The sequence below is a fragment of the Streptomyces sp. NBC_01142 genome, from assembly GCF_026341125.1.
Taxonomy (GTDB): domain Bacteria; phylum Actinomycetota; class Actinomycetes; order Streptomycetales; family Streptomycetaceae; genus Streptomyces.
In genome coordinates this window covers 2,650,439-2,676,601 of the sequence record NZ_JAPEOR010000001.1, presented here as the reverse complement: position 1 = coordinate 2,676,601, position 26,163 = coordinate 2,650,439, and the positions used below count along the sequence as shown (strand labels likewise).

The following is a 26,163-nucleotide window of genomic DNA, read 5'->3' as shown; positions in this document are numbered from 1 at the left end:
TACGGATTGGTCCAGTCCATACAGCTCCTCGGCACTCCCCCCACCGCGGACTCGTACGAAGGAGAAGCCCCCCATGAGACGCACGCTCCGCGCGCGCATCTGCCTTTGTGTCCTTTTCACCCTCCCCGCCGCCGCTCTCGGCTCCGGCACGGCCGGCGCCGCCGCCGACCCCGACGCCTCGGCCACCCCGGACCCCGACCCGGGAGTCTCGGCCACCGCACAGCAGTACTCGCTCCACTCCGCCCTCGGCCGCGCACTCGGCGACCGGACCGCGGGTTCGTATCTCGACGCCGAGAGCGGCGCCCTGGTCGTCACCGTCACGGACGAGGCTGCCGCCGACGACGTGCGGGCTGCCGGCGCCCGGGCGGAGATCGTCGGGCGCAGCACGGCTCAGCTCGAGTCCGCCATAGCCACCCTCGATACCCAGGCGAAGATCGCCGGCACCTCGTGGGGCATCGACCCCGCGGCCAACCAGGTCTCGGTCGAGGCCGACCAGTCCGTCTCCGCGCGCTCCATGGCGCGGCTCGAGAAGGTGGCCGCGAGACTCGGCGAGGCCGTACGGATCCAGCGCGTGCCCGGTGTCTTCACCAAGGAAGTGGCCGGCGGCGACGCCATATACGGCGGGGGCTCCCGCTGCTCGACGGCGTTCAACGTCTCCAAGGGCACGGTGCGTTACTTCGTGACGGCGGGCCACTGCACCACCTTGTCCTCCAGTTGGTCGGCGGTCTCCGGCGGACCGTCCATCGGGACCCGTGAGGGCACCAGCTTCCCGACCAACGACTACGGCATCGTCCGCTACACGGGCACCACGGCGCCCGCCGGGAACGTCAACCTGTACAACGGCAACTACCAGGACATCACGTCCGCGGCGGACGCCATCGTCGGCCAGGCCATCAGGAAGAGCGGCTCCACGACGAAGGTGACCCACGGCACCGTCACCGCCGTGAACGTCACCGTCAACTACGGCGACGGGCCGGTCTACAACATGGTCCGCACCACCGCCTGCTCGGCCGGCGGCGACAGCGGCGGCGCGCACTTCGCCGGTTCCACGGCGCTCGGCATCCACTCGGGCAGCTCCGGCTGCTCGGGCACCAACGGCTCGGCCATCCACCAGCCGGTGCGGGAAGCACTGAGCGCGTACGGCGTGAACGTGTACTGACCCCCCACGCGGGCAGCGCACTGCGAGGGCGTGCCCCCAGGGCGGGCGCGCCCTCGTCCCCCGACCGGAGCGAACGGCCGAGTCGCTACCGCCCCGACCGCGTTGGAGGTGTACGTCCGGCGACTGCCCACCGGCGCCGCCACCGGACGGGGCCCACCACGCTCCACCGCCCGGTAGTTGCCCTGCCTCGATACACCAGGGTCGTCCGGCCGGTCCCGTCAGTCCGCGTAGTCGTACACCGTCACGGATATCCCACGCGCCGTCAGCCGCTCGGATATCAGCGGCTCGATCCGTGACCACTGTCCGCCCGCCAGCCCGCAGCCGATGCGCGGCATATGAACGGACGCCCCCAACTCCACAGCCTTGTCGCCCACCGAAGCGAGCGCGGCGTCGATCGCCTCGTACCGCACAGGAACCCCCTTGCTGCCGGTCCGCATCCCGCGCTGCCCGACCATGTTCGCCACCCAGACATATCGGCCGGCCCGGACGAACTGCGCGGCTCCGAGGCCGAAGTCATTGCGCGCCCGCTCCCGGTGCCACCGCCGATAGGCCGCCTCGGGCTCCGGCCAGCGACGGGATATCGCCAGCACGAAGCCCTTCCCCCAGCCGCCCAGGTCGTTGCAGACATGCGCGATCAGCTTGACGCCCTTGCCCTGCGGCGCCGTGGCGTCCCCCCGTACATACTCGATCCCGGACATAGAACTACCGTACGGGGCACCACTGACAGTCGGTCCTCGCGATACCGCTGCTGGATGACTCCCGGCCACCGGCGCTTCCTTGCGGAAGACGAGGGAGACGGCACGCGAGGGCTGGGGAGCCTAGTTCTGCGGGAGGTCCTTGACGAACACGATCCCGTCGCTGTGCGCCAGGTGGGCCGGGTCAAGCGGGGCGTAGCCGAACCAGGGGGTTACGCGGCGCGCGGGCCGCGTGTCGCCGAGGGCGGTGGCCAGCCGCGGGGCGTCGATGACGCAGCGGTCCTCCGGGAGCGCGTACAGGAGTCCTTCGACGGTGTCCGGTGGCGGGGTGTCCACGCCCTGGTGCCGGATCGTGCCGAGGGCCGTGGCCAGGAAGGCGTACCCCTCGCCGAGCTGGGCGCTCACGATCGCGCCGGCGCTCCACCACTCCACCGGCCCCTCCCACATCTGCATCGTGCTCTTCTCCCGCTGGAGATGGGAGTTGTGGGCATGGATGAGTGCCGGGCCCCGTTCGGCGAGGGCGAGGAGGTTGTCGGCCATCATCACATCCCGCAGGCCCACCAGCCGCGTCATGCGGGCCGGTGAGGTGTCGGCCATCCAGTAGTGGTAGCGCAGCAGGCCTGCGGCGGTGCGCCCGTACAGGCGCGCCCGGTCCCAGTCGTCCCGCGAGGACGCCGTGATCAGGTGTGGCGTCTGCTGGTCGAGCAGCGCCATCAGATCGTCGGCGAGCAGCCGCAGTTCCTTGGCCTCGGCCGACTGCCCCACGGACCGGGCCGGGTCCGTCATCGCGGCGGGATCGGTCCACCGGTCGTCGGCGCCGAGCAGGCGGTCGAGCGATTCCGCGGTGCAGGGGAGCAGGTCCGCGTCCACCCGGACCGCGAGGTAGTCGTGGAGTGCGGTGAGGGCCTGCCGGGGGCTCGCGGCGCCGGTGATCTCCAGCGGGCCGTCGAAACCGGCGAAGCGGAGCCGCTCGGACGCGGGCCGGCCGTCGTTGTACACGCGCATCCAGCGCACGAGTTCGCGGTTGGCCACGGATGCGCCGAACCCGTGGCTGAATCCGCGCTCCATGACCTCGTCGAGGGTGCCCGTGCCCGAGGTGACGTAGTCGTCCACGACCAGGCCCATCATGCAGTCGCTCTCGATCGCGATCGTCAGGTAGCCCTCCTGCTCGACGAGCTGCCGGACGAGTTCGTTGCGCACGTCGAGCAGAGTGTCCTCGCCGTGGGTGGGCTCGCCCAGGGCAAGCAGCCGCGGCCGGGCCGGAAGCAGCCTCATGACGGCGGCGGCCTCGACGGCATGGGCGGTGTCCTTGATGTCAGTAGCCATGCCTTCAACGGTATCGTTGAACCTTCGGTTGAAACTTTCCCGCGATATCGGCAGGCTCATGGGGCAAAACCTTCAAAATGGCGAGCGGCTCAGACCGATTGACCTGGCGCGCGGCCACGGTCTGTCCACACAGGCCGTCAGGAACTACGAGGAGGCCGGCATCCTTCCGGCCGCCGGGCGCACACCCCACGGCTACCGCACCTACACCCCGCTGCACGCACGGGCGCTGGGCGCGTTCCTCGCCCTGATGCCCGGCCACGGCCACCAGAGGTCGGCGTCGATCATGCGGGCCGTGAACGAGGGTGTCGTCGATGAGGCGTTCCGCCTCATCGACGAGAGCCACGCACAGCTCCTCGAGGACCGGCGGACACTCGAGGCCGTGGAGAGCGCCCTCCGCGACCTGGAGCCCACCTCGGCGTCCGAGCCCACCTCGGCGCCCGGGCCCGACGGCACGTTCATCGGGCCGCTGGCAGGGAAGCTCGGGATCCGGCCCGCCACGCTGCGCAAATGGGAGCGCGCCGGGCTGGTGCGCCCGCGCCGCGACCAGCGGACCGGATACCGCATCTACGACGAGGCCGACGTGCGGGACGCCCGGCTGGCCCACCAGCTCAGGCGGGGCGGCTACCTGCTGGAGCAGATCGCCCCGCTGATCGCCCAGGTGCGGGCGGCAGGCGGGCTGGAGCCGCTGGAGGCCGCCCTGCGCGACTGGCACGGCCGGCTGTCCGCCCGCGGGCGCGCGATGTTGACCGGGGCCGCCGAGCTGGAGGCCTACCTCCGCGAACGCGGACAGGACGTCGACGTCGAGCCGCACCTGGTCGCAAAGACCGCGGCCGACGTCCCACTCGTGAACATCCGCCAACCACCGTGCACCTTCTGACGAATTGTAGGTTCGCGCCGCCATTGCCATTTGTGACCGGCCCAGCAGGCCGTGACGCCCGGTCAGCGCGTTGTCGGCGGCTCCTCGGGCTCCCTGTGCAGGTCAGCGATCCAGCGCACCTTCGGTGCGCGCCGGGGGCGTGGTAAATGCCGTGGCGTGCGCCGGAGGTGCTTCTGTCTGCCCTGACGTGGGCTGATGCCGGTCCGGGATGCTGGAGCGGTTCGTTCCGGCCGAAACCGATGCCTCTGTGATGCCGGTGAGCTCGCAGGTCAGCGTGGTGCTGGGGACCGTCCACGGGAACCGTGGAGTGTTGCTGCGAAGCACGTGCGTCAGAATTCCTGATCCACCCTGGTCCTCCCGGAACGGCGTACGACGGGTCCGTCCGCCAGGGAGGGAGCAAGGCCGTGGACGTACTGCACGAACGCTGCGCCGGCCTCGACATCAGCAAGAAGGACGCCAAGGTCTGCGTCCGCACCCCGAGTACGAAGCGGCGGGGGTCCTTCACGACCGAGACCACGACGTGGGGATCAACGACGAACGCGGTCCTGGATCTGCGGGACCATCTGCTCGCCGCACAGGTGACGCTGGTAGTGATCGAGGCGACCAGTGACTACTGGAAGCCCTTCTACTACGTGCTGACCGAGGGCCTGGACGTGGTCCTGGTCAACGCGCGGCAGGTCAAGAACCTACCCGGCCGCAAGACGGACGTCTCGGACGCGGCCTGGCTGGCCCAGCTCGGCGCCCACGGCCTGGTCAGGCCCTCCTTCGTGCCGCCCGAGCCGGTCCGCGAACTGCGCGACCTGACCCGGGCCCGGACCACCGCCACCCGTGAACGCGGCCGTGTGGTCCAGCGGCTGGAGAAACTCCTGGAGGACACCGGCATCAAACTCTCCGCGGTCGCCTCCGACATCATGGGCGTCTCCGGCCGGGCCATGCTCGAAGCCCTCATCCGCGGCGAAGCCGACCCGCGGGTCCTCGCGGACCTGGCCAAACGCAAGCTCCGCAACAAGATCCCCGAACTCACCGAGGCCCTGACCGGACGGTTCCGCGAGCACCACGCGTTCCTGGCCCGACTGTATCTGGATCAGTACGACCAGCTCACCACGATGATCGACCAGCTCACCGGACGCATCGAGGAGGCGATGGCCCCCTTTCGTGGCGCCCTCGACCTCCTCGACACCATCCCCGGCATCAACCAGGCCACCGCCGAAGTGATCATCGCGGAGACCGGCGGGGACATGACCCGGTTCGCCTCCGCCAAACACCTCGCGTCCTGGGCCGGGGTCTGCCCCGGCCACCACGAGTCCGCCGGCCGTACCAAGAACACGAAGGTCCGGCCCGGCAACCCCTATCTCAAAGGCGCCCTCGGCCTCGCGGCATTCGGCGCTGTGAGAACCAAGGACACCTACCTGCAGGCCCGTTACAAGCGGCTGACCGCCCGCCGCGGCCCGCTCCGGGCACTGGTCGCCGTCGAGCACTCGATCATCACCGCGATCTGGCACATGCTCACCGACAACGTCGCCTACCAGGAACTCGGCGGCACCTACTTCACCCAACGCGACCCCGAACGCGCCACCCGCCGAGCCATCACCCAGCTCAACCAGCTCGGCTACACCGTCACCCTCAACCCGAGGGAGAACGCTTCCTAATGTTGTTGTCAAGCAGCCGGTGTCACTGGGGGTGCGACCTGGTAGCACCGTCGGTCGCGGATCAGGGCCCATAGGACGTTGACGCGTCGGCGGGCGAGGGCGAGCACGGCCTGGACGTGTTTCTTCCCCTCGGCGCGTTTGCGGTCGTAGAACTTCCGGGAGTTGGGATCGCATCGGATGCTGACCAGCGCGGAGGTGTAGAACACCCGCTGCAATCGCCGGTGGTATGCCATGGGCCGGTGGAGATTGCCGCTGACCTTGCCCGAGTCACGCGGCGCGGGAGCGACACCGGCGAAGGCCGCCAGGGCGTCCGGGGAGTCGAACTCGTCGAGGCTGCCGCCGATGGCGGCGAGGAACTCCGCACCGAGCACGGTGCCGATGCCCGGAACACTTTGGACTATGTCGGCGAGTTCGTGCTCGCGAAACCGGCCCTCGATGAGCTTGTCCATCTCGGAGATCTGCTCGTTGAGGGTCATCACCTCCTCGGCCAGGGTGTGGACCAGCCTGGCGATGGTCTTCTCCCCTGGGATCGAGGTGTGCTGGCGCTCGGCGGCCCCGACCGCCGCCTCGGCCAGGGCCCTCGCGTTACGGACCTTGCGGTTGGCCAGCCACTTGGTCAGCCGCGAGGTGCCGGTGCGGCGGATCGCGGCCGGGGTCTGGTAGCCCGTCAGCAGCTTGAGCGGTCCGGCGTTGGTCACGTCCAGGGCCCGTTCCAGGGCCGGGAACATGCTCATCAGGGTGCCGCGAAGGCGGTTGACCACGCGGGTGCGGTCCTCGACAAGGTCGGCACGGCGTCCAGTCAGCAGCTTGAGCTCGATGGCGGCTTCGTCGCCGGGGCGGATGGGCCGCAGGTCGCGGCGCATCCTGGCCTGGTCGGCGATCACGTAGGCGTCGCGGGCATCGGTCTTGCCCTCACCGCGGTAGCCGTCGGAGGCCCGGTTGACCAGGCGGCCGGGGATGTAGAGGACCTCCTGGCCGTGGCTGACCAGCAGGGCCAGCAGCAGCGCGGGCTCGCCCCCGGTCATGTCGATGGCCCAGGTGACCTGACGGCCGTCGGCCAGGTCGAGGACGTCACCGATCAGCTTCAGCAGCTCGGGCTCGTCGTTGGCGACCCGCCGCGAGAGCAATGTCTTGCTGTCGGCGTCCATCGCAAGGCCGTGATGATGGCCCTTGCCGCTGTCGATGCCCACCCATATCCGGCTCATCGCGCTCCTGCCATGCGTATTCGTACGGTTCGTACCACGGACGACCTCGCCGGCATTGCTCTACTCAGCGACTTGTTCGCACTTCCTAATCGGCGGCCGAGTCGTCGTGGGGCGCCGGGCGGCGAAGCGAGGGAAGCCACCGTCGGCAGCAGCCTGATAGCCACACCCGACACCCCTGGGTGTCCTCACCCTACGAATGGGAGGACCAACCCGATCAAGAAGGTAGAGCAGCCTGACCGACAGCCCCGAACACCCGGCAGCCCTCCACGGCCACCGGGCACCCAGTCCTGCCCACACCCACCCTGACCTGCTGCTATTTACGCGTCAGATGTCCGAAGGTGTCGTCCAGCGCTTCGGCCCCAGAGCCACACGTGAACCCAGGGACGGCCGCCAGAACCCCTCGGCTGATGCCTCGGGTGCCGCCGGCGGACCGTGTACCTCATCCTGGCTGGGGCGAGCGGGGCGCGTGTGCGCCGCCTGCACCTCGAAGTACGGCATCGACGAAGCGTCCGCGGGGGGCGGCGTTGTCGGCGAACCACAGCCCGAGCCGGTGGTCGGCTTCTGGGTAGGTGAGCCGGGTGAAGCTCGATCGGGATGCGCCCAGGGCGGCGGCGACGGCTTCGGTGACGGCTGGAGGGATCACCGCATCGTTGGCCGGCGTGGCCAGCACCGCGCGGGTGGACAGGGAGCGGAAGACCTCGAGAGCCGGCGACGTTCGCCAGCTCTCGGGAGCGCGGATGATCTCGGTGAAGCCCGCACGGAAGGGCACGGTCCATGCACGGGCGGCGTAGACCGCCGGTGCGCACAGCCCGATGGCGGCCACCCGTGAGCCGTAGTGCGCGACCAGGTCGGCGACCGTCTGTCCGCTCATGCTGAATCCGATCAGCACGAGGTCGGCCTCAGCGGGAACGCAGTGGTCGATCACGGCGCGGGCCTGGCGGAACCGACGCTGCAGGCTGAGGTCTGCGAGGGTGCCGGAACTGTCACCGTGCCCGGCGAAGTCGCAGGCCAGGGCGTGGTGTCCGCGGGCGGCGAAGTCCGTCATCAGGCCGGTGAGGCGTGCCTTGTCGCTGGTACCTGCGCCGTGCAGCAGGACGACCGCAGGGAAGGTGCGCGGGCCCGCGGCCGTCCTCACGGCATCGACCCTTGCACAGCTGAGGGATGCACCGTCACAGTCCACTGTGAACGTACGGAGCCGGCCAGGGTGCGAGCTCACGTCGTGGGTGTTGGTCATACCGCCTCGGCCTCCAGACGAGCGGGGGCCGGGTGCGGTGGCCGCAGGATGCCGGCGACGCAGGCGGCAATGACACAGCACGCCACGGGGAGGAGGAACGTGAGGTTGAGCGGCAGGACGTGGGTCAGCGGGCCGATGACGGCGGGCCCGGCGAGCATGCCGAGGTAACCGAGTCCGGCGACGCGGGAGACATTGACGCCGGCAGCGTCCTGGTCGGAATGGCCGGCGGCGCTGAGGAGTTGGGGAACGCAACCGGACAGTCCCGCCCCGAACACGGCCCAGCCGGCCAGAGCCAGGGGAATCCAAGGCGAGAGGGCCGCCGCGGTCAGGCCGAGTGCAGCGACGGATGCGCCGTAGCGGAGGACAGCTACGGGGCCGAGGCGCGCGGTGGCCCGGTCGGCGAGCAGTCGGCCGACGGTCATGGCGGTGGCGAAGGCTCCGTAGGCGAGGGCGGCGGTGGCAGCGGTCGCGTCGAGGACCTGGCGCAGATGGAGGGTGCTCCAGTCGTTCGCCACGCCTTCGCACAGCATGATCATCAATGCCAGCGCGGCCAGCATCCAGATGTGCCGGGGTGTCCTTCGGCGGGTCTTCGTGGCTGGGGTGGCGTCATCCAGGGGGCGGATGGCGTCGTGGCGCAGCAGTGCGGGGGCCGCGAGCGCGGCGACGGCCAGGCCGCCGAGCGCCACCGCGCCGAGAGTTACCGCGGGACTCCAGTCCAGACTGAGCGTGCGGGATCCCGTCAGCGCCGCGAGAACACCGCCGATGGAGAAGGCAGCGTGGAAGGCGGACATGACGGGCCGCCGGTAACCGCGCTCTACCTGGACGGCATGGGCGTTCATGCTGACATCCAGACAGCCGTTGCCGACGCCGAGCGCCAGGAGCGCGGCCCCCAGCGTCCAGACGTTCGTCGCCACGCCGGGCAGGACTACGGCCGCGCTGCACAGTGCCGCGCTGAGCGGGACGACGGTGCGGGCCCCGAAGCGGTCGGTGAGCGGGCCGACGGCCTGCATGCCGGCGAAGGCTCCCGCGCCCAGGAGCAGCAGGAGCCAGCCGAGCACAGCATGGCTGATTCCCACGCGGTGCTCGATGCCGGGGATGTGGACGACCCACATCCCCATAAGGAAGCCGTTCAGAGAGAAGTAGGCGAAGGTGGCCAGCCGGCCGGCCCGCAGATCTTGTTCCATGCTCCGAACATATCGAACACAATCACTTTTCGAAAGATTGCCTTTCGAACAGTTCTGATGTTCAATCTGGGCATGGCTGGTACAGAACGACTCAGGCAAATCACCGACGCCGTACGCGAAGCCGGCAGCATCGGCGTCGCGGAACTGGCCGGGCTCACCGGCGCCTCGGAGATGACCGTCCGTCGCGACCTCGAAGTCCTGGCCGCGCAGGGGGTGCTCGAGCGCTATCGAGGGGGAGCCAGGAGCCTGCTACTGCGCGGCGAGGAGCCGCCCTTCGCGCTGCGGGCCCAGGATGGGCTGGAGGCCAAGCGGCGCATCGCCGCCGAGGCTGCCCGGCTGATCGCCGACGGCGAGTCCGTCGTCCTCGACAGCGGCACCACGTGCTTGGAGGTGGCCCGCGCCCTGGAGCACCGACGGCTGACCGTGCTACCGCTGTCCCTGCACGCTGTGAACGCGCTGGCTGGAGCCCCCCAGCTGACTCTGCTGGTCCCCGGCGGCCGACTGCGGCCCGGTGAGCTGGCTCTGACCGGCCCCCTCACCGCGGCGTCGCTCGCCACCCTGCGTTTCGACACCGCGATCATCGGCTGCTGCGGACTGGACGCGGACAACGGCCTGACCGCCTATGACCTGGACGACGCCGCCGTCAAGCGTGCGGCGATCGCCTCCTCCCGCCGAGTCATCGCTGTCGCAGAAGCCGCCAAGTTCTCGCGTACCGCCCTCGGCTTCGTCGCCCCCGCCTCTGCCTTGCACGCCGTCGTCACGGACGAGTCCGCTCCCGACGATCAGACCGACCGGCTGAGCACGGCGGGCGTGACCGTACGGAAGGTGTGACCTCATGACCGGCACCGCGCTTCTCTTCGATCTCTTCGGCGTCATCGCGCGCCACCAGTCCGCCGAGGGCAAGAACCGGATCGTCCGGACGGCGGGCATACCCGCGCCCGATCTCTGGGACGCCTACTGGACGCTGCGTCCGCCATACGACCGCGGTGAGGTGAATGGCCCCGGCTACTGGCGCAGAGTGGCCAAGACACTGGGAAACCACTTCGACGACCACCGGATCGAGCGCCTGGTCGCGGCCGACATCGCCAGCTGGAGTGGCGTCGACGGCACCATGGTCGACCTCATCGAGGAACTCGCCGCGCAGGACCGGCGGATCGCGCTCCTGTCCAACATCCCCGAAGAGCTGGCCGACCACTACGAAACACACCACGCATGGCTCAAGCGCTTTGAGGTATGCGCCTTGTCCTGCCGCATCGGCCGGGCCAAACCCGACCCGGACGCCTACCGGTGGTGCCAACGTGCCCTGCGTGTGCCACCGGATCGCGTCCTTTTCGTCGACGACCGCGAAGAGAACGTACGCGCCGCGCAGGCCACCGGTATGAACGGACACGTCTTCACCGATCGCGACGAGCTGGCAGCCGTCATCGACACCTGGCCGCCCACTCGGCAATCCACGTGGATATGACACCGCCGTTGCCCACAGGACCGATAGCGATGGGGCCAACATGAGCATTGCCGTTGAGATCGTCAACGAGGCGACCGACGAAGTGGCGGCCGCCGTTGGGCGGTTGGCGCTGCAGCTGTCGAGCTCGGCCAAGCCGATGGACCGCAAAGCGCTGGCTCGGGTGATCGCATGCAAGTGCGGCAGCCGACGGATCAGCCGGCCGGGGCGCTTTCACAACAGTGGTGAGACAGCAATACTGTTGCACTGAAGTGGGACACCCTGCCGGAAGCGAGGCGCCACCATGACGACGGACACCGAGGAGCCGACGCTCACCGTCGACGAGCTGGCCGCGCGCGCCGGTGTCACCGTACGCACCATCCGCTTCTACAGCACACGCGGGCTGCTGCCGCCCCCCGTGATCGGCCCCCGCCGCGTCGGCCACTACGGGCTGGGCCATCTCTCCCGGCTGGCCCTCATCGAGGAGCTCCAGCACCAGGGCATGACGCTCTCCGCGATCGAACGCTATCTGGAGCAGCTGCCGGCCGATCTGAGCGCGCACGACCTCGCGATCCATCGTGCGCTGGTTGCCTCCTGGGCGCCCGACTCCGCCGAGGAGGCGACCCGCACCGAGCTGGAGCGCCGTGCGGGCCGCACCCTGAGCGAGGAGGACATCGACCGGCTGGCCGCGATGGGTGCCCTGGAGCGTGCGGCCGGGCAGGTGTACCGGCTGGACCCGGGGCTGCTGCGGCTGGGTGTGCAGCTGCTGGACGTACCGATCGCGCACGAGACGATCCTCGCCGCCCGCACGGTTCTGCTGGAGCACACCCGCTCGGCGGCCCACGAACTCACCCGGCTCTTCCGCGACGAGGTGTGGAATCCCTACCGGGAGCGGGAGTCGGACCCCGAGCATGTGGCGGCGATGAAGTCCCTGTCGGCCCATATGCAGCCGATGGTGGTGCAGGCGCTGGTGACCGCGTTCCAGCGGTCGCTGAAGGAGGAGCTGCGGGCCGCGTTCACTGCGGAGTAGTACGTACGCGGTGAACGCGGCCCGGCGCCACGACGGTCAGGCCTCGTCGCTGAACCTCTCGTCCCTCTCCGCCTTCTCGATCAGCAGCGCGGGCGGGTTGAACCGCTCGCCATAGCGCGCGGCGAGTTCGCGGGCGCGCTCCACGAAGCCGGGCAGACCGCCCTCGTAGCCGTTGATGTACTGGAGTACGCCGCCCGTCCAGGCCGGGAATCCGATGCCCATGATCGAGCCGATGTTGGCGTCGGCGACCGAGGTCAGCACGTTCTCCTCCAGGCAGCGGACGGTGTCCAGCGCCTCGGAGAAGAGCATCCGCTCCTTCATGTCCTCGAAGGGCACGTCCACATCGGGCTTGGCGAAGTGCTCGCGCAGCCCCGGCCACAGGCCGGTCCGCTTGCCGTCCTCGCCGTACTCGTAGAAGCCCGCGCCGCCGCTGCGGCCCGTGCGCCCGAACTCGTCGACCATCCGGTCGATCACCACGTCCGACGGGTGCCCGGCCCAGCTGCCGCCGGCCTCCTCGACCGCGCGCTTCGTCTCGTTGCGGATCTTGCGCGGCAGGGTGAGGGTCAGCTCGTCCATCAGGGAGAGCACCTTGGCGGGGTAGCCGGCCTGCGCGGCGGCCTGCTCGACCGAGGAGGGGTCGACACCCTCACCGACCATCGCCACGCCCTCGTTGATGAACTGCCCGATGACACGCGAGGTGAAGAAGCCGCGCGAGTCGTTGACGACGATCGGCGTCTTGTTGATCTGACGGACCAGGTCGAAGGCACGGGCCAGCGCCTTGTCGCCGGTGCGCCCGCCCTTGATGATCTCGACGAGCGGCATCTTGTCGACGGGCGAGAAGAAGTGCAGGCCGATGAAGTCGTCCGGGCGGCCGACGCCCTCGGCAAGCTGGGTGATGGGCAGCGTCGAGGTGTTGGAGCAGAGCAGCGCGTCCGCCTCGATGACGTCCTGGATCTCCTGGAACACCTGGTGCTTGAGGGAGGTGTCCTCGAAGACCGCCTCGATCACGGCGTCGCAGCCCGCGAGGTCGGCCGGGTCGGCGGTCGGCGTGATGAGCGCGAGCAGCGCGTCCCGCTTGGCCTCGGTCGTACGGCCCCGGGAGAGCGCCTTGGCGAGCAGCGTCTCGGAGTACGCCTTGCCCTTCGCGGCCGCCTCGGCGGAGACGTCCTTGAGAACGACCTCGATGCCGGCCCGGGCGCAGGAGTACGCAATGCCTGCCCCCATCATCCCGGCGCCGAGGACGGCGACCTTGCGGACGGGGCGCGGCTCGATCCCCTGGGGACGGTTCGCACCGGAGTTGACGGCCTGGAGATCGAAGAAGAACGCCTGGATCATGTTCTTGGCGATCTGCCCCGTGACCAGCTCGGTGAAGTACCGGGCCTCGATGGTCAGCGCGGTCTCGAAGTCGACCTGGGAGCCCTCGACGGCCGCCGCGAGGATGTTGCGGGGGGCCGGGTAGGGGGCGCCCGCGGTCTGCTTCTTCAGATTCGCGGGGAAGGCGGGGAGGTTGGCGGCGAACCGCGGGCTGGACGGGGTGCCGCCGGGGATCTTGTAGCCCTTGACGTCCCACGGCTGGTGGGACTCGGGGTTGGCGTCGATGAAGGCGTGGGCCTTGGCGAGCATCTCGTCGTGGGTGGCGGCCACTTCGTGGACGAGGCCGTTCTCCAGGGCGCGCTGCGGGCTGTACTGGGTGCCCTGGAGAAGCACCTTCAGCAGCGCGTCGGCGATGCCCATCAGCCGTACGGTACGAGTGACGCCGCCGCCCGCGGGCAGCAGACCGAGCGTGACCTCGGGCAGGCCGATCTTGGAGCCCGGCGCGTCGAGGGCGATGCGGTGGTGGGAGGCGAGTGCGATCTCGTAACCGCCGCCGAGGGCCGCGCCGTTGATGGCGGCGACGACGGGCTTGCCGAGGACCTCGATACGGCGCAGGGCGTTCTTGATGGCTGTACCGGTGTCGAATGCCTGCTGGGCGTTCTCCGGACCGACCTTGATCATGTCCTTGAGGTCGCCGCCCGCGAAGAAGGTCTTCTTGGCGGAGGTGAAGATGATGCCCCGGATGGAGTCCTTCTCGGCCTCGGCCCGGTCGGCGATCGCCGCGATCGATTCCCTGAACGCCTGGTTCATGGTGTTGGCGGACTGGTTGGGGTCGTCGAGGACGAGGGTGACGACACCGGTGTCGTCCTGTTCCCAGCGGATGGTGGTGCTCTCGGTCATGGTGAATCTCCGTGAAGTCTCTGTTGAGTCGCGGCCGGCCGGGGCGTGCGGCGACTGTGCCGCGCACGCTCGCGCCGGTCCGCCGCGGGCGGACGATGCCCCGCCGCACAGGGCGGCCCGGGCATCGGGGGCGTACCAGGGGGTGTCGTGCGGATCAGGTTGGGCACGCGAGCCCGGCAAGATCCAGAAGTCACTCCCTAGAGGCGCTCGATCACCGTGGCGATGCCCATGCCGCCGCCGACGCACAGGGTGGCGAGGCCGTACCGCTTGTCCTGGCGCTCCAGTTCGTCGATGAGGGTGCCGAGGATCATCGCGCCGGTCGCGCCGAGCGGGTGGCCCAGGGCGATGGCACCGCCGTTGACGTTGATCTTGTCCAGGGAGAGGTCCATGTCACGGGCGAAGCGCAGTACGACACCGGCGAACGCCTCGTTGATCTCGACCAGGTCGATGTCGTCCATCGTCAGGCCGGCCTTGGCGAGCGCCTTGCGGGTGGCGGGCGCGGGGCCGGTGAGCATGATGGTCGGCTCGGATCCGGAAACCGCGGCCGACACGATCCGGGCGCGCGGGGTGAGGCCGTACCGCTCGCCGACCTCCTTCGAGCCGATCGCGACGAGAGCCGCGCCGTCGACGATGCCGGAGGAGTTGCCCGCGTGGTGGACGTGGTCGATCTTCTCCACCCAGTGGTACTTCTGCAGGGCCACGGCATCGAAGCCGCCCATCTCACCGATACCGGCGAAGGAGGGCTTGAGCGCGGCGAGGGAGTCCGCGGTGGTACCGGGGCGCATGTGCTCGTCATGGTCCAGGACGAGCAGGCCGTTGCGGTCGCGGACGGGGACGACGGAGCGCTCGAAGCGGCTGTCCTTCCAGGCCGCGGCGGCGCGCTCCTGGGAGAGTGCGGCGTACTCGTCGACATCGCGGCGGGAGAAGCCCTCAATGGTGGCGATGAGGTCGGCGCCGATGCCCTGCGGTACGAAACCGGTCTCGTAGTTCGTCATCGGGTCGGCGAACCAGGCGCCGCCGTCGGAGGCCATCGGCACCCGCGACATCGACTCGACGCCGCCGGCCAGCACCAGATCCTCCCAGCCCGAACGGACCTTCATCGCCGCCATGTTGACGGCCTCGAGGCCCGAGGCACAGAAGCGGTTCTCCTGGACGCCGGCGACGGTGTCGGGCAGCCCGGCGGCGATGGCCGCGATCCGGGCGATGTCGGAGCCCTGGTCGCCGACCGGGCCGACGACACCGAGCACGATGTCGTCGATCGCGGCAGGGTCGAGACCGGGAAAACGGCTGCGGATCTCGTGGATCAGACCCACGACGAGGTCGATCGGCTTGGTGCCGTGCAGGGCGCCATTGGCCTTGCCGCGCCCGCGCGGGGTGCGGATCGCGTCGTACACAAACGCTTCGGTACTCAAGACAACAGCCTTTCGAGGGTGTGTGAGGGGGTACGCGACGAGGGGGTGCGCAATGAGGGTCGGGCGGGAGGAGGTCAGGAGAGGATCGAGCGGCCGATGATTTCCTTCATGATCTCGGTCGTACCGCCGTAGATCGTCTGGATACGGCCGTCCGTGAACGCCCTGGCGACGCGGTATTCGGTCATATAGCCGTAGCCGCCGTGCAGTTGCAGACAGCGGTCGGCGACACGCTTTTGCAGTTCGGTGGCCCACCACTTGGCCATCGAGGCATGGACGGCGTCGAGTTCCCCGTTCGAGTGATCCACGATGCAACGGTCGAGGAACGTACGGGTGACCGCGCACTCGGTGGCCATCTCGGCTATCTCGAAGCGGATGTGCTGCAACCGCGCGAGCGGCCGCCCGAACGCCTCGCGCTCCTTGACGTACTGCGTGGTGATCTCCAGCAGATACTCGGCGGCGGCGATTCCGGCGACCGCGATACCCATCCGCTCCTGCGCGAGATTGGTCATCAGGTGGATGAAGGCGCCGTCGAGCTCGCCGAGCAGATTCTCCTTCGGGACGCGTACGTCGTTGAAGAACAGCTCTGCCGTGTCCTGGGACTTCTGGCCGATCTTGTCGAGGTTGCGGCCGCGTTCGAAACCCTCCGTACCGCGTTCGACGACCAGCAGCGACAGGCCTTTGGCACCGCCCTCGGGGGTGGTCTTGGCGACGACGATCACCAGGTCGGCGAGGATGCCGTTGGAGATGAAGGTCTTGGAGCCGTTGAGCACCCAGTGGTCCCCGCGGTCCTGGGCGGTGGTGCGGATGCCCTGGAGGTCGGAGCCGGCGCCCGGTTCGGTCATCGCGATGGCGGTGATGATCTCACCGCTGCAGAAGCCGGGCAGCCAGCGCCGCTTCTGCTCGTCGGTCGCCAGACCGGTGAGGTACGGGCCGATGATGTCGTTGTGCAGTCCGAGTGCGAGTCCGGCGGCGCCCGCCCGGGTGAACTCCTCGGCGAGGACGGCGCTGTAGCGGAAGTCGGCGTTCCCGCCGCCTCCGTACTCCTCGGGGACGGCGAGGCCGAGCAGCCCCTGCTTTCCGGCCGCCAGCCAGGCGTCCCGCGAGACGATGCCGTCCTTCTCCCACTGTTCGTAGTGGGGCAGGACCTCCTTGGCGAGGAAGGTGCGGACGGTCTCGCGGAACGCGTCGTGGTCCGCGGTGAAAATCTGACGCTTCAACGGTCCTCCTGGGGTCCTGGGGCCGGCCCTTGACGGTTTCGATCAACGTGGCCGGCCGGGGGCCGACGGGGATGACATCGAGCATGGTGACGCCCGCCTCGCGGAAGGCCTCGACACGCCCGCGGACACAGCTCTCGGGCCCGCACGGCGACATGAGCTCGCCGTACTCGTCCGGGACGGCCGAAGAGCCCCATCAGGCGGACCCGTCCTCTTTGTGGACGCTCGATACGTCTTTGTGGACGCTCGGTACGTCCCAGTCGACGGCGACCTCGGCGGTGTCCGCTCCGGGCCGGGCAGGCGGGCGGCGTACGGATCCCGGCGTGGCGGAGAAGCGGGGCGCGGGGGCGGGCTGGGTGATCCCGTCATGGTCGATGAACGTCCCACGGGCCACGAGATGCGGGTGCGAGGGCGCCTGGCCGAGCGAGAGGACCGGTGCCACACAGGCGTCCGAGCCCTCGAAGACTGCCGTCCACTCCTCACGCGTCTTCGTCCTGAAGCGGGCGGCGACGGCGTCGCGCAGCTCACCCCAGCGGGCGAAGTCCTTACGGGCAGGGGCCTCGTCCTTGATGCCGAGCAGGTCGATGAACTCGTTGTAGAACTGCTGCTCCAGCGCCCCGACCGCCATGTACTGGCCGTCGGCGGTCTCGTAGTTGCCGTAGAAGGGGCAGCCGCCGTCGAGCAGATTCGAGCCGCGCCGGTCCTGCCAGCCGCCGGCCGCCATCATCCCGTGGATCATCGTGGCCAGATGGGCGGCTCCGTCCACGATGGCCGCGTCCACTACCTGGCCCGCCCCACCCTCGGAGCGGGCGTGCTGCAGTGCCGCGAGCACCCCGATGACGAGGTAGAGCGAGCCGCCCGCGTAGTCACCGACGAGATTGGCGGGGACGATGGGCGGCTCGTCGGGCTTGCCGATCATGCCCAGGGTGCCGGTGATGGCGATGTACGCGATGTCGTGCCCGGCGCTCTGGGCCAGCGGACCCTCCTGGCCCCAGCCGGTCATCCGGCCGTAGACCAGGCGTGGATTGCGCGCGAGACACTCCTGGGGGCCGACGCCGAGCCGCTCCGCGACGCCGGGCCGGTAGCCCTCGATGAGGATGTCGGCGCGCTCGACCAGGTCGAGGACCGCCTCGGGGCCGCCCTGTGCCTTGAGGTCGACCAGCACCGAGCGCTTGTTGCGGTTGGTGAGGTCGTACGCCGGATCGATGCTCAGCCCCGCGCCGCCGGGCCGGTCGACCCGTACGACATCGGCGCCGAGGTCGGCGAGGACCATGGCGGCGAACGGGCCCGGCCCGATACCCGCCAGCTCGACCACGCGTACCCCGGCCAGCGGGCCGTTTCCTGTCGCTGCCATCAAGCCCCCAGCACTGTGACACAACTGATGTAACACCAGCGATGGTAAGAACGCGTTCCACTCCGCACAAGACCCTGAGCCGAGCAAGCGCTTAGATTCCTCGGCATCAGGGGTGGCGGAAGCGGAGAGCTGCCGTGCGGGAGCTCCCCCGCGAGCTCAGCGCGCATCGAGCTCAGCGATCAGCTTCTTCGTGGCGATGACGCGGTAGCTCTCCTCCACCCAGTCGCACAGCAGCTCGGCGGACGGCGCTCCCTTCTCCGCCAGGGGCACCTGCACCCACCCGGCTCTGCCGAGCCCGTACCCCGAGGGCTCCGCACCGGGCGACAACATGGCATGGGCATGGATCGCCTCGTCCTTGAGCTTGACGCCCACGCCCGGCGGATAGCTGCCGTCGTCGACTCCGAGGAAGACGAAGATCTTCTTGTTGACCTTGATCACGGTCTCGCCCCAGGGGAATTCCTCCACCGCGTCCGGCAGGGTGAGGGCGAACTCCCTCACCTTTTCCCTCTTTTTCAGGACGCCCTTCGGTACCGCAACCATCCCGGCCTCCCTGGTCGCACGCTCTCGCATGTCCCACGCTAGCCTCGGCCACCGACAACGGCGCGGGACGAACGGCGGAGAGGCTCGATGAGCAGAGAAAACGGGGCGGAGCGCCCATACGACATCGTGCTCTTCGGAGCGACGGGATTCGTCGGCGAGCTCACCGCGGAGTACCTCGCGGCGCACGCACCCGCCGACTGCCGCTGGGCCGTCGCCGGCCGCAGCCGCGAGAAGCTGGAGCGGCTGCGCGAACGTCTGGCCGCCGTGCACCCCGGCTGTGCCGCGCTCCCGCTGATCCAGGCGGACGCCAACGATCCCGGCACGCTGCGCGAACTCGCCGAGTCCACCCATGTGGTGGCCACGACCGTCGGCCCGTACATCTGGTACGGGGAGGCACTGGTCGCCGCCTGCGCGGAGGCCGGGACCGACTACGCCGATCTGACGGGCGAGCCGGAGTTCACCGACCTGATGTACGTACGCCATGACGCGCGGGCCCGCGAGACCGGTGCGCGGATCGTCCACGCCTGCGGCTTCGACTCGATCCCGCACGACCTGGGCGTGTACTTCACCGTCCAGCAGCTTCCCCGGAACGTGCCGCTGCGCGTCGACGGGTTCGTACGCTCCAACGCCGCCTTCTCCGGCGGGACGTTCGCCTCCGCGCTCACCGCGATGAGCCGCGGTCGGCAGATGCTGCGTGCGGCCCACGACCGCCGGCTGCACGAGCCGCGTCTGGTGGGACGACGGGCCGGGGCCCCGCTGGGCGGGCCCCGGTTCAGCCGGGAGACCGGGGCATGGGCCCTGCCGCTGCCCACGCTCGACCCACGGATCGTGGCGCGGTCGGCGGCCGCGCTCGCACGGTACGGCCCCGACTTCCGCTACCGCCACTACGCGGCCGTCAAGCGGCTGCCGATGGCCCTCGGCGGCGTCGCGGCCCTGGGCGCGGGCTATGCGCTCGCCCAACTCCCCGCCGCCCGGCAGTGGCTGATGAACCGCTACGAGCCGGGCGACGGGCCGAGCCCCGAGCGCCGGGCCCAGAGCTGGTTCACCGTGCGCTTTGTGGGCGAGGGCGGCGGCCGCCGGGTCTTCACCGAGGTGGCGGGAGGCGACCCGGGGTACGACGAGACGGCGAAGATGCTCGCCGAGTCGGCGCTCTGTCTCGCCTTCGACGCACTGCCGAAGACATCGGGCCAGGTGACCACGGCCGTCGCGATGGGCGATGCGCTGCTGGAGCGGCTGCGGGCGGCCGGGATCACCTTCCGGGTCGCGGACTCCCGCTGACGCGGGGGCCGCGGGACCGCCGCCGGGAGCGGAGCGCCATCGCCGGGGGGCGGGAGCCATCACCCTGACGGGGCCGTCGGGGCCGGGGCCGCCCCCGGCGTCCTACGCCGCCGTGTCGTAGGTGTAGTGCCTGGTGTGGTCCAGCATGTCGGCGGGCGTCACATCGTTCCACGGGCGCATGACGTCATTGAGGTCCACGACGTTCGGCGTCCCGGCGGCAGGCAGATACGACGAGCCGGGGTGACGCTGCTGCCACTGTGCCCAGAGCCGGTCGATGAACGCGTGGTGCATCCAGAACACCGGGTCGTTCGGGGAGACCCCGGTCGCCATCTGGCCGCCGACCCAGACATGCACCCGGTTGTGCAGGTTGACGCCGCGCCAGCCCTCCAGGTGGTTGCGGAAACCGTCCGACGCGCTGTTCCAGGGCGCGGTGTCGTAGGTGCTCATCGCCAGGACGGAGTCGACCTCGGCACGGGTCGGCAACTGCCGGCCGCCGGCGCCGAGGGCGCGGCGCAGATAGCCGCGCCCGTCCACCCGTACGCCGACCGGCCAGCTGCCGGAGCCCACGGCGAACGGGCCGTCCATCACCTGCCCGTCCCTGCTGCGGCCGGTCCCACCGAGGAAGTCGGCCGCCCACAGCGAGGAGGCCGCGGTGCGGTCCACCGTCCAGTCCCAGTAGGGAAGCGCGACGGACGGATCCACGGCCTGGAGCTGCTGTTCGAACTGTATGAGGAATCTGCGGTGCCACGGCAGGAACGACGGCGACCGGTGGCCGACGCGGTCCGAGGTGTCGGTGTCGCTCATGATGAAGGCGTTGTGCGTGGTGACGAAGGTGTCGTACTGCCCATTGCGCTTGAGTTCCAGCAGCGCGTTGACGAAGCTCCGCTTCTCGGTGGCGGTGAGGCTCGCCTGGTTCTTGCGTACGGTCATGAGGGTGCTCCCGGTTCGGGGTGGGACGGCGGAATCAGACGAGGGGGACGAGGGCGGCGCCCTGGAGCTCGACCACGGCCGCGCGGGCCACGGCGCGCGGGGTGGCAAACGTCTCGTAGTGGTTCACGACGCTGATCCAGGTGCCGTCGGCGTTCTGCATCACGTGCAGTTCCTTGCCGTCGATGTGTACGGAGTAGCCGGCGCCCCCGTGTTGGCTGCCGCCTCCGTGGCCACCCCCGTGACCACCCCCGTGACCGCCTCCGTGGCCACCCCCGTGACCGCCTCCGTGACCGCCGCCATGGCCGCCGCCGTCCGTGGGCGCCCCCTGTATGCGGCGGCCCTTGAAGGTCTCGTCGAAGGGCTGCGGGCCTTCGTGTGCCGGACGCTTCGGGACGGACGGCCCGGCGGCCTTTCCGGCAGCCTGCGCGGCACCGGTGAGCGCGAGGCCGACGAGAGCGCTCGCGCCGGCGCCCAGGGCGCGGCGGCGGGTGAGTTGAGACATGAAAAACCCCCAGGAATGACAGTGGTTCGGTGCGCTCGGCGGCAGTCGGCCGCGGAGCGCGCTGTACTGACAGCCCGTCACCGGAATCCTCTTGCGGCCTGGTCACGGCCGGGGGCCCGGTGGGGCCGTCCTGGGGAATGCCTACAGGTCTACCCGGGACAGCACGAAGTCGACGGGGAGCGGTTGGCCGCTATACGGACATGTCGAGACACACAGTGCAGAGTTGAACGAAATTGATCTTGCTGTCCGCGCGCCGAATAGTGGACAGATCTGAAAGTCTTGCGGTCAATGTGACGGTCTCGTGAAGATTCTCCCGCCCCTGGCAGAGGAATGTGGCTGTCCTCACGTCGGAAAGCTGTCCGAATTCCGGACTGCTTCGCGCAGCACCCGTCGGCACAGCGCGTCGGCGGCGCGGGTGCTCTCGGGGATGCGGTAGTCGGGGGCGAGGTGCAGTGTGTGCGCGCACGCGCCGTCGAGGCTCACCCGGTGTCCGACGGAGACGAAGACCGGCTTGACTTCGTCCTGGGTACGCAGGGCCCGGCCGACCTCCTCGCCGTCGTCCGCGAGCAGCGGAGCGAAGTCACCGCGTCGCGGGCCGAGTTCGCCGTAGGTGTAGACGAAGGGGTTCTTGGCGACCCCGATGACCGGCAGCCCGGTCAGCACGCCGAGATGGCCGGCCAGTCCGAAGCGCCGCGGGTGCGCCCGGCCGTAGCCGTCGCAGACGACAAGACCGGGGTCCACCGTGAGGGATTCCAGTGCGGCCAGCACGGTGGGGATCTCCCGGAAGGCGAGCAGCCCGGGGACATAGGGGAAGGCGACGTGGCCGACCGCGGTGGCCTCCTCGACGACCGTGAGCGTCGCCGCGTCCAGGACGACGGCCGCCGCCGCGACGAGGTCGCGCTCGTCGTCGTACGCCACATCGACCCCGGTCACCAGACCGGTGCCGGGCGGCGGTCCTGGCTCGTCCAGGACGACACGACTGCGCAGTTCGTCCTGGACGGCCCGGGCGGCGGCCTCGTCGGTGGGCCAGTCTGCGGGCGTCTCGATGATCTTCATGGTGACGCCCACTTTACGGCCCGACCGGCCCTCCGCCCGGGGTGCGGGCAGGGTCGCGTCCCTCTGTCCCCTGCCCCGGACACGTCAGGTTTGCGTGTCCCGCCTCAGGGCTCGCTGCCCGTCTCCCGTCCCGGTTCCGGGTCCCCGAACCGGTCTCGCTTGCCGGCCGGGTCCCGGTTCCGGTCGGGGAGTTCGAGGAGTTCCCGTGTGCCGTAGCCTGACGATCATGTTCGTACTCGAATTGACCTACACCGCGCCCGTCGAGCGCGTCGAGGAGCTCCTCGACGCGCATGTGGAGTGGCTGGACGCCCTGTACGAAGAGGGCGTCTTCATCGCCTCGGGCCGGAAGAATCCGCGCGACGGCGGGATCATCCTGGCCGTCGGGGACGACCGCGCGCACATCGAGACGATCGCGGCGGCCGACCCCTTCGTCATCGGCGAGGTCTGCGCGTACCGGATCACGGAGTTCATCGCGACCAAGACCGCGCCCGAACTCGCCCCGTACCGGCAGCAGCTGCCCTCCTAGAGGGCCCTCGGGCATGTGGTGGAAGTCCCGCCCGTCCTGCGGGCGGACGACGCCGCTTCCACCACACGCCCTAGAACTCCAGCCGCGCGACCCGGCCCTTCTCCCCCGAAGCCCAGCAGCCGAAATCGGCCGTGCAGTCCACGGTGTCGTACGAACCGGTGTCGACGGTGCGCCAGCTGCGTCCGCTGTCCAGCGTCAGATCGGTCCCCGTCGGGCCGACGGCGAGCGCCGCCGACCTGCTGTGCGGCAGCCAGGCCACGCCCGAGCGGTACGCCGGCGGCGGCGTCTTCGACTGCTGCCAGCTGCGTCCGCCGTCCCCACTGACCGCCCCGGCGCGCGGGGAGGCCTGGTCGCCGCGGTAGTCGCCGCCGACCGCGATGCCGTGCGCACCGTCCCGGAAGGCCAGCGCGAAGACTCCGCGCGCCGGGTCCCCGGCCGGGATGGTCGACTCGGCGGCGGTCCAGTTCCGGCCGCGGTCGGCGGAGTGCAGCACCCGCGCCGTGGCGCCGCCGCCGGTCGCCAGCCACACGTCCCGCCGCCCCGAGCTGACCAGGCACTGGCCACTGGCCGCGAAGCCCGCCTCGCCGGGCAGCGCGGCCGGCATGCCGTCGCTCGGCAGGACCTTCCAGGACTTCCCGCCGTCGCCGGTGGACAGAATGCGGTACTTGCCGTCCACCGGATCGCTCATGGCGAGGCCGTTGCGGCTGTCGAAGAAGGTGATGCAGTCGTAGAAGGCCTTCGGGTCGGTGTTGCGGAAGGATTCGGTCCAGCTCGCTCCGCCGTCGGCGGTACGGAAGACCCGGGAGGCCTCCCCCTCGCCGATGGCCAGCACCACAGCCCGCCGACCGTCGAAGGCCTCGATGTCACGGAACTCCAACTCGCCCGCCCCCGGTGGGGAGATGTTCCGCCAGCTGCGGCCGCCGTCCGCGGTCCGCAGCACCGTGCCCTTCGAGCCCGCGAGCCACGCGGTCTTCCGGCTGACGGCCGCGAGCCCGCGGAACCGTACGTCGGTGCCGGTGTCCTTCAGGTTCCAGCCAGGCGCCGTGCCCGCTGCCGCAGGACCACCGGTCTCCTGTGCTGCCTGCGCCGGGGCGGCCAAAGCCGCGGCCACCGCCGCCGCGCACAGCCCCACCGACACCGTTCGTCTCGTCTTCCCCATGGACGTCATGGCGCTGGAAGCTAGCCCACCGGCCGGACCCCGTCCAGGGTGCGACCCGAGGTGCGCGTTCCTAGGCTGGGCCCATGTCCCAGCCCAAGGAGTACGAGGGCCGGCGGGTCACCGTCAGCTTCCAGCCGGTGCGCTGTCTGCACGCCGCCGAGTGCCTCCGCGGGCTGCCCCAGGTCTTCGACCTGGACGAGCGGCCCTGGGTGCGGCCCGACGGCGCCGCCGCCGAGCGGGTCGCCGAAGTCGTACGCCGCTGTCCGTCCGGCGCGCTGCAGTACCGGCTGCCCGACGGCCCGGCCGAGACGCCGGACCGGCCCACCACCGTCACCCGCACCGCCACCGGGCAGCTGGTGATGCGCGGCGATCTCGACATCCGTACGGCGTACGACGGCCGTCGTGAGACGCGGGTGGCGCTGTGCGGCTGCGGCGCGAGCGGCCACCAGCCGTACTGCGACCACTCCGGGCCCTGCGCCGCTCACTGACGGGCGGCGGAGACGGCCGGGCGGAGAGGTCCGGGGGAAGAGGGCGAGGGGGAAGAGGGCGGGGCGGTGACACAGGTCACTCTCCCTGCCGATGCACGGATTCGGTGGTTCCACCGTCTCTCCCGGTGTCAGGGAGACGTCAGCGAGCCGCGCACGAGGGAGCAGGCCTTGTCCACCGTCATTGAGCAGGCCGTGCAGGCCCGCCTGGTCGCCGCGGCGCCGCAGATGGAGTCGGTTCCGGCCACACTGCGTTACGACCGCGAGGATCCCTTCGCCGTACGCATGGCCTTCCCGCCCCCCGCGACGCTGGAGGGCAACGAGGTGTCCTGGGCGTTCTCCCGTGAGCTGCTGGCGGCAGGCATCGACGCCCCGGCCGGCGTCGGCGACGTACGCGTCAGGCCGTTCGGCTACGACCGCACGGTGCTGGAGTTCCATGCCCCCGAGGGCGTCGCCATGGTGCACATCCGCACCAGCGAGCTGCGCCGCTTCCTCAAACGCGCCCAGGGCATGGTCCCCCACGGCCAGGAGCATCTCTATCTGGACCTCGACCACAATCTGGCCGAGCTGCTGCGCGACGCCTACTGACGCCCGTCGCCGAGCAGCGCGTTGAGCTCCCCGTAGTCGTAACCGCGGGTCAGTGACGTGTATGTGCCGGCGGTGAGCAGCTCGCGGGCCGCGTCCCGGACCAGGCCGTGGACGGCCTGTGCGATCCCGGAGCCCACGCTGATGCGCGCCGCGCCGAGCCCGGCCAGCTCCGCCACATCGGGCGCGCCGGGTCCTGCCAGCACATTGAGCGGCGCGTCGATCCCCCGGGCCAGGGCCTGAACCGTCCGCGGGTCGCCGACGCCGGGCACGAAGATCCCGTCCGCTCCGGCGGCGAGGCAGGCGGCGGCCCGCTCGAGTGTCTCCTCCAGCCTTCTGTGCTCCGCGCCGATTCCGGCCAGATAGACGTCGATCCGGGCATTGACGTACAGCGGCACGTCCGCGGCGTCGGCGGCCGCGCGGGCCGCCGCGATGCGCCGCGTGTGCTCCTCGTTCGACCGTGCCCCGTCCTCGATGTTCACTCCGACGGCTCCCGCGGCCAGTACGTCGCGGACTGTCCCGGCGACGCCGTCCGCCGTTTCGGCGAATCCGCCCTCGATGTCCGCGGTGACGGGCAGGCCCACGGCGGCGGTGATGCGGGCGAGACTGTCGAGGGCGGTGGCGCGGTCCACCCGGTCGCCGTCCGCGGCACCCAGATCCCAGGCGACACCGGCGCTGGTGGTGGCGATCGCGTGCGCGCCCGCCTCGGCGACGATGCGAGCGCTCGCGGTGTCCCAGACGTTGGCGAGGACCAGCGGGCGGTCGGAGGTGTGGAGGGAGCGGAAGTGCAGGGCAAGATCGCGAAGATTCGTCATGGCCCGAACTCAATCACCGGGCGGCGGGCGGTTGCTGGCAGGAATCCGACATCAACGTGTGCAGCGCCGGGGCGGTCACGTTATTGCGTTGACAGGCCCGGAACCACCCTCGTACAGTGTATAGCGGTTCTGTAGTCGTCGATCGGAGTAGGACGTTGCTCGTCTGAGGTCTTGAGACACCGTGCGGCACAGCTTTCTTTCCTGTGTGCGCAGCGCGTGCGACCTCGGCGCTCGAGCCGTCCTCCCGACCGGGACCCTTCTGCGTGTTCCCCTTCGGCCGTCGCCCGTATCCG

26 protein-coding genes and 1 pseudogene are annotated in these 26,163 nt (G+C 70.2%); 11 read left to right on the top strand and 16 right to left on the bottom strand.

Features of this window, described 5'->3' with window-relative positions; genetic code table 11:
- Nucleotides 1–73: 73 nt before the first annotated feature.
- The gene (locus OG883_RS12225) at nt 74–1,159 is read left to right on the top strand and encodes a S1 family peptidase (protein ID WP_266539030.1); all 1,086 of its coding nucleotides are present in this window, start codon (nt 74–76) and stop codon (nt 1,157–1,159) included.
- 218 nt (nt 1,160–1,377) lie between these two features.
- Here OG883_RS12225 and OG883_RS12220 read toward each other — a convergent pair whose 3' ends face one another.
- A complete protein-coding gene (locus OG883_RS12220; protein WP_266539027.1) occupies nt 1,378–1,857 on the bottom strand; it encodes a macro domain-containing protein in 480 nt (159 codons plus the stop codon).
- A 120-nt stretch (nt 1,858–1,977) separates the two neighbouring features.
- Nucleotides 1,978–3,180 (bottom strand): erythromycin esterase family protein, encoded by a 1,203-nt coding sequence (locus tag OG883_RS12215; protein ID WP_266539024.1) that lies wholly within the window; start codon nt 3,178–3,180, stop codon nt 1,978–1,980.
- 58 nt (nt 3,181–3,238) lie between these two features.
- Between OG883_RS12215 and OG883_RS12210 the strand changes: the two genes are divergently transcribed.
- Nucleotides 3,239–4,057, top strand: coding sequence for a TioE family transcriptional regulator (locus OG883_RS12210; protein ID WP_266539021.1), 819 nt, complete (start codon nt 3,239–3,241; stop codon nt 4,055–4,057).
- 404 nt (nt 4,058–4,461) lie between these two features.
- The gene (locus OG883_RS12205; RefSeq protein ID WP_266539018.1) at nt 4,462–5,706 is read left to right on the top strand and encodes an IS110 family transposase; all 1,245 of its coding nucleotides are present in this window, start codon (nt 4,462–4,464) and stop codon (nt 5,704–5,706) included.
- Nucleotides 5,707–5,714: 8 nt separating this feature from the next.
- On the opposite strand, the gene OG883_RS12200 is transcribed toward OG883_RS12205, so the two are convergent.
- The 3 genes from OG883_RS12200 to OG883_RS12190 all read right to left on the bottom strand — a co-directional run bounded on the left by OG883_RS12200 (nt 5,715) and on the right by OG883_RS12190 (nt 9,329).
- On the bottom strand, nt 5,715–6,911 hold the full coding sequence (locus OG883_RS12200; RefSeq protein WP_266539015.1) for an IS110 family transposase: 1,197 nt from the start codon (nt 6,909–6,911) through the stop codon (nt 5,715–5,717).
- A gap of 439 nt (nt 6,912–7,350) precedes the next feature.
- Nucleotides 7,351–8,046: an alpha/beta hydrolase gene (locus OG883_RS12195; RefSeq protein WP_266539012.1), complete on the bottom strand. Its 696-nt coding sequence runs from the start codon at nt 8,044–8,046 to the stop codon at nt 7,351–7,353.
- A 95-nt stretch (nt 8,047–8,141) separates the two neighbouring features.
- Nucleotides 8,142–9,329 carry an MFS transporter gene (locus OG883_RS12190; protein WP_266539009.1) on the bottom strand — a complete coding sequence of 396 codons (1,188 nt, stop codon included), beginning with the start codon at nt 9,327–9,329 and terminating at the stop codon, nt 8,142–8,144.
- A gap of 72 nt (nt 9,330–9,401) precedes the next feature.
- On the opposite strand from OG883_RS12190, the gene OG883_RS12185 reads away from it, so the two are divergent.
- The 4 genes from OG883_RS12185 to OG883_RS12170 are packed head-to-tail and all read left to right on the top strand — an operon-like array spanning nt 9,402 to nt 11,800.
- A complete protein-coding gene (locus tag OG883_RS12185) occupies nt 9,402–10,160 on the top strand; it encodes a DeoR/GlpR family DNA-binding transcription regulator (protein ID WP_266539006.1) in 759 nt (252 codons plus the stop codon).
- Nucleotides 10,161–10,164: 4 nt separating this feature from the next.
- Nucleotides 10,165–10,794 (top strand): HAD family phosphatase, encoded by a 630-nt coding sequence (locus OG883_RS12180; RefSeq protein WP_266539003.1) that lies wholly within the window; start codon nt 10,165–10,167, stop codon nt 10,792–10,794.
- Between the two features lie 40 nt (nt 10,795–10,834).
- Nucleotides 10,835–11,041 carry a hypothetical protein gene (locus tag OG883_RS12175; protein WP_266539001.1) on the top strand — a complete coding sequence of 69 codons (207 nt, stop codon included), beginning with the start codon at nt 10,835–10,837 and terminating at the stop codon, nt 11,039–11,041.
- Between the two features lie 33 nt (nt 11,042–11,074).
- Complete coding sequence (locus OG883_RS12170; protein ID WP_266538998.1) at nt 11,075–11,800, top strand: MerR family transcriptional regulator; 726 nt, start codon at nt 11,075–11,077, stop codon at nt 11,798–11,800.
- A gap of 36 nt (nt 11,801–11,836) precedes the next feature.
- Here OG883_RS12170 and OG883_RS12165 read toward each other — a convergent pair whose 3' ends face one another.
- The 6 genes and pseudogenes from OG883_RS12165 to OG883_RS12140 all read right to left on the bottom strand — a co-directional run bounded on the left by OG883_RS12165 (nt 11,837) and on the right by OG883_RS12140 (nt 18,534).
- A complete protein-coding gene (locus OG883_RS12165) occupies nt 11,837–14,014 on the bottom strand; it encodes a 3-hydroxyacyl-CoA dehydrogenase NAD-binding domain-containing protein (RefSeq protein WP_266538989.1) in 2,178 nt (725 codons plus the stop codon).
- Between the two features lie 197 nt (nt 14,015–14,211).
- Entirely contained in the window at nt 14,212–15,426 is a 1,215-nt protein-coding gene (locus tag OG883_RS12160) for an acetyl-CoA C-acetyltransferase (protein WP_266538986.1), read from the bottom strand.
- Between the two features lie 74 nt (nt 15,427–15,500).
- On the bottom strand, nt 15,501–16,643 hold the full coding sequence (locus OG883_RS12155; RefSeq protein WP_266538983.1) for an acyl-CoA dehydrogenase family protein: 1,143 nt from the start codon (nt 16,641–16,643) through the stop codon (nt 15,501–15,503).
- A gap of 28 nt (nt 16,644–16,671) precedes the next feature.
- Nucleotides 16,672–16,785: pseudogene (locus OG883_RS12150) on the bottom strand (LLM class F420-dependent oxidoreductase); the annotation flags it as partial.
- Between the two features lie 51 nt (nt 16,786–16,836).
- Nucleotides 16,837–17,994, bottom strand: coding sequence for a CaiB/BaiF CoA-transferase family protein (locus tag OG883_RS12145; RefSeq protein WP_266538980.1), 1,158 nt, complete (start codon nt 17,992–17,994; stop codon nt 16,837–16,839).
- A 156-nt stretch (nt 17,995–18,150) separates the two neighbouring features.
- Nucleotides 18,151–18,534: an MmcQ/YjbR family DNA-binding protein gene (locus OG883_RS12140; RefSeq protein ID WP_266538977.1), complete on the bottom strand. Its 384-nt coding sequence runs from the start codon at nt 18,532–18,534 to the stop codon at nt 18,151–18,153.
- Nucleotides 18,535–18,621: 87 nt separating this feature from the next.
- On the opposite strand from OG883_RS12140, the gene OG883_RS12135 reads away from it, so the two are divergent.
- Complete coding sequence (locus OG883_RS12135; protein ID WP_266538974.1) at nt 18,622–19,812, top strand: trans-acting enoyl reductase family protein; 1,191 nt, start codon at nt 18,622–18,624, stop codon at nt 19,810–19,812.
- A gap of 102 nt (nt 19,813–19,914) precedes the next feature.
- On the opposite strand, the gene OG883_RS12130 is transcribed toward OG883_RS12135, so the two are convergent.
- The 3 genes from OG883_RS12130 to OG883_RS12120 form a co-directional block, all read right to left on the bottom strand.
- Complete coding sequence (locus OG883_RS12130) at nt 19,915–20,742, bottom strand: tyrosinase family protein (protein WP_266538971.1); 828 nt, start codon at nt 20,740–20,742, stop codon at nt 19,915–19,917.
- Between the two features lie 34 nt (nt 20,743–20,776).
- Nucleotides 20,777–21,244 (bottom strand): tyrosinase cofactor, encoded by a 468-nt coding sequence (locus OG883_RS12125; protein ID WP_266538968.1) that lies wholly within the window; start codon nt 21,242–21,244, stop codon nt 20,777–20,779.
- A gap of 342 nt (nt 21,245–21,586) precedes the next feature.
- Nucleotides 21,587–22,300 carry an endonuclease V gene (locus OG883_RS12120; protein ID WP_266538959.1) on the bottom strand — a complete coding sequence of 238 codons (714 nt, stop codon included), beginning with the start codon at nt 22,298–22,300 and terminating at the stop codon, nt 21,587–21,589.
- A 226-nt stretch (nt 22,301–22,526) separates the two neighbouring features.
- On the opposite strand from OG883_RS12120, the gene OG883_RS12115 reads away from it, so the two are divergent.
- On the top strand, nt 22,527–22,826 hold the full coding sequence (locus OG883_RS12115; RefSeq protein ID WP_266538956.1) for a YciI family protein: 300 nt from the start codon (nt 22,527–22,529) through the stop codon (nt 22,824–22,826).
- A 70-nt stretch (nt 22,827–22,896) separates the two neighbouring features.
- Here OG883_RS12115 and OG883_RS12110 read toward each other — a convergent pair whose 3' ends face one another.
- Nucleotides 22,897–23,994 (bottom strand): oxidoreductase, encoded by a 1,098-nt coding sequence (locus OG883_RS12110; RefSeq protein WP_266538953.1) that lies wholly within the window; start codon nt 23,992–23,994, stop codon nt 22,897–22,899.
- A 74-nt stretch (nt 23,995–24,068) separates the two neighbouring features.
- Between OG883_RS12110 and OG883_RS12105 the strand changes: the two genes are divergently transcribed.
- The gene (locus OG883_RS12105) at nt 24,069–24,473 is read left to right on the top strand and encodes a (4Fe-4S)-binding protein (RefSeq protein WP_266538950.1); all 405 of its coding nucleotides are present in this window, start codon (nt 24,069–24,071) and stop codon (nt 24,471–24,473) included.
- A gap of 168 nt (nt 24,474–24,641) precedes the next feature.
- Entirely contained in the window at nt 24,642–25,058 is a 417-nt protein-coding gene (locus tag OG883_RS12100) for an SsgA family sporulation/cell division regulator (RefSeq protein WP_266538947.1), read from the top strand.
- On the opposite strand, the gene OG883_RS12095 is transcribed toward OG883_RS12100, so the two are convergent.
- Complete coding sequence (locus OG883_RS12095) at nt 25,052–25,870, bottom strand: isocitrate lyase/phosphoenolpyruvate mutase family protein (RefSeq protein ID WP_266538944.1); 819 nt, start codon at nt 25,868–25,870, stop codon at nt 25,052–25,054. The genes OG883_RS12100 and OG883_RS12095 overlap by 7 nt on opposite strands.
- Between the last annotated feature and the right edge of the window lie 293 nt (nt 25,871–26,163).

Coding starts and splice junctions, on each gene's coding strand:
- OG883_RS12110 (WP_266538953.1), bottom strand. CDS start 23,994: ATGACGTCCATGGGGAAGACGAGACGAACGGTGTCGGTGGGGCTGTGC.
- OG883_RS12145 (WP_266538980.1), bottom strand. CDS start 17,994: ATGGCAGCGACAGGAAACGGCCCGCTGGCCGGGGTACGCGTGGTCGAG.
- OG883_RS12140 (WP_266538977.1), bottom strand. CDS start 18,534: ATGGTTGCGGTACCGAAGGGCGTCCTGAAAAAGAGGGAAAAGGTGAGG.
- OG883_RS12095 (WP_266538944.1), bottom strand. CDS start 25,870: ATGACGAATCTTCGCGATCTTGCCCTGCACTTCCGCTCCCTCCACACC.
- OG883_RS12125 (WP_266538968.1), bottom strand. CDS start 21,244: ATGTCTCAACTCACCCGCCGCCGCGCCCTGGGCGCCGGCGCGAGCGCT.
- OG883_RS12165 (WP_266538989.1), bottom strand. CDS start 14,014: ATGACCGAGAGCACCACCATCCGCTGGGAACAGGACGACACCGGTGTC.
- OG883_RS12115 (WP_266538956.1), top strand. CDS start 22,527: ATGTTCGTACTCGAATTGACCTACACCGCGCCCGTCGAGCGCGTCGAG.
- OG883_RS12210 (WP_266539021.1), top strand. CDS start 3,239: ATGGGGCAAAACCTTCAAAATGGCGAGCGGCTCAGACCGATTGACCTG.
- OG883_RS12105 (WP_266538950.1), top strand. CDS start 24,069: ATGTCCCAGCCCAAGGAGTACGAGGGCCGGCGGGTCACCGTCAGCTTC.
- OG883_RS12225 (WP_266539030.1), top strand. CDS start 74: ATGAGACGCACGCTCCGCGCGCGCATCTGCCTTTGTGTCCTTTTCACC.
- OG883_RS12130 (WP_266538971.1), bottom strand. CDS start 20,742: ATGACCGTACGCAAGAACCAGGCGAGCCTCACCGCCACCGAGAAGCGG.
- OG883_RS12180 (WP_266539003.1), top strand. CDS start 10,165: ATGACCGGCACCGCGCTTCTCTTCGATCTCTTCGGCGTCATCGCGCGC.
- OG883_RS12200 (WP_266539015.1), bottom strand. CDS start 6,911: ATGAGCCGGATATGGGTGGGCATCGACAGCGGCAAGGGCCATCATCAC.
- OG883_RS12215 (WP_266539024.1), bottom strand. CDS start 3,180: ATGGCTACTGACATCAAGGACACCGCCCATGCCGTCGAGGCCGCCGCC.
- OG883_RS12135 (WP_266538974.1), top strand. CDS start 18,622: ATGAGCAGAGAAAACGGGGCGGAGCGCCCATACGACATCGTGCTCTTC.
- OG883_RS12220 (WP_266539027.1), bottom strand. CDS start 1,857: ATGTCCGGGATCGAGTATGTACGGGGGGACGCCACGGCGCCGCAGGGC.
- OG883_RS12170 (WP_266538998.1), top strand. CDS start 11,075: ATGACGACGGACACCGAGGAGCCGACGCTCACCGTCGACGAGCTGGCC.
- OG883_RS12185 (WP_266539006.1), top strand. CDS start 9,402: ATGGCTGGTACAGAACGACTCAGGCAAATCACCGACGCCGTACGCGAA.
- OG883_RS12175 (WP_266539001.1), top strand. CDS start 10,835: ATGAGCATTGCCGTTGAGATCGTCAACGAGGCGACCGACGAAGTGGCG.
- OG883_RS12190 (WP_266539009.1), bottom strand. CDS start 9,329: ATGGAACAAGATCTGCGGGCCGGCCGGCTGGCCACCTTCGCCTACTTC.
- OG883_RS12120 (WP_266538959.1), bottom strand. CDS start 22,300: ATGAAGATCATCGAGACGCCCGCAGACTGGCCCACCGACGAGGCCGCC.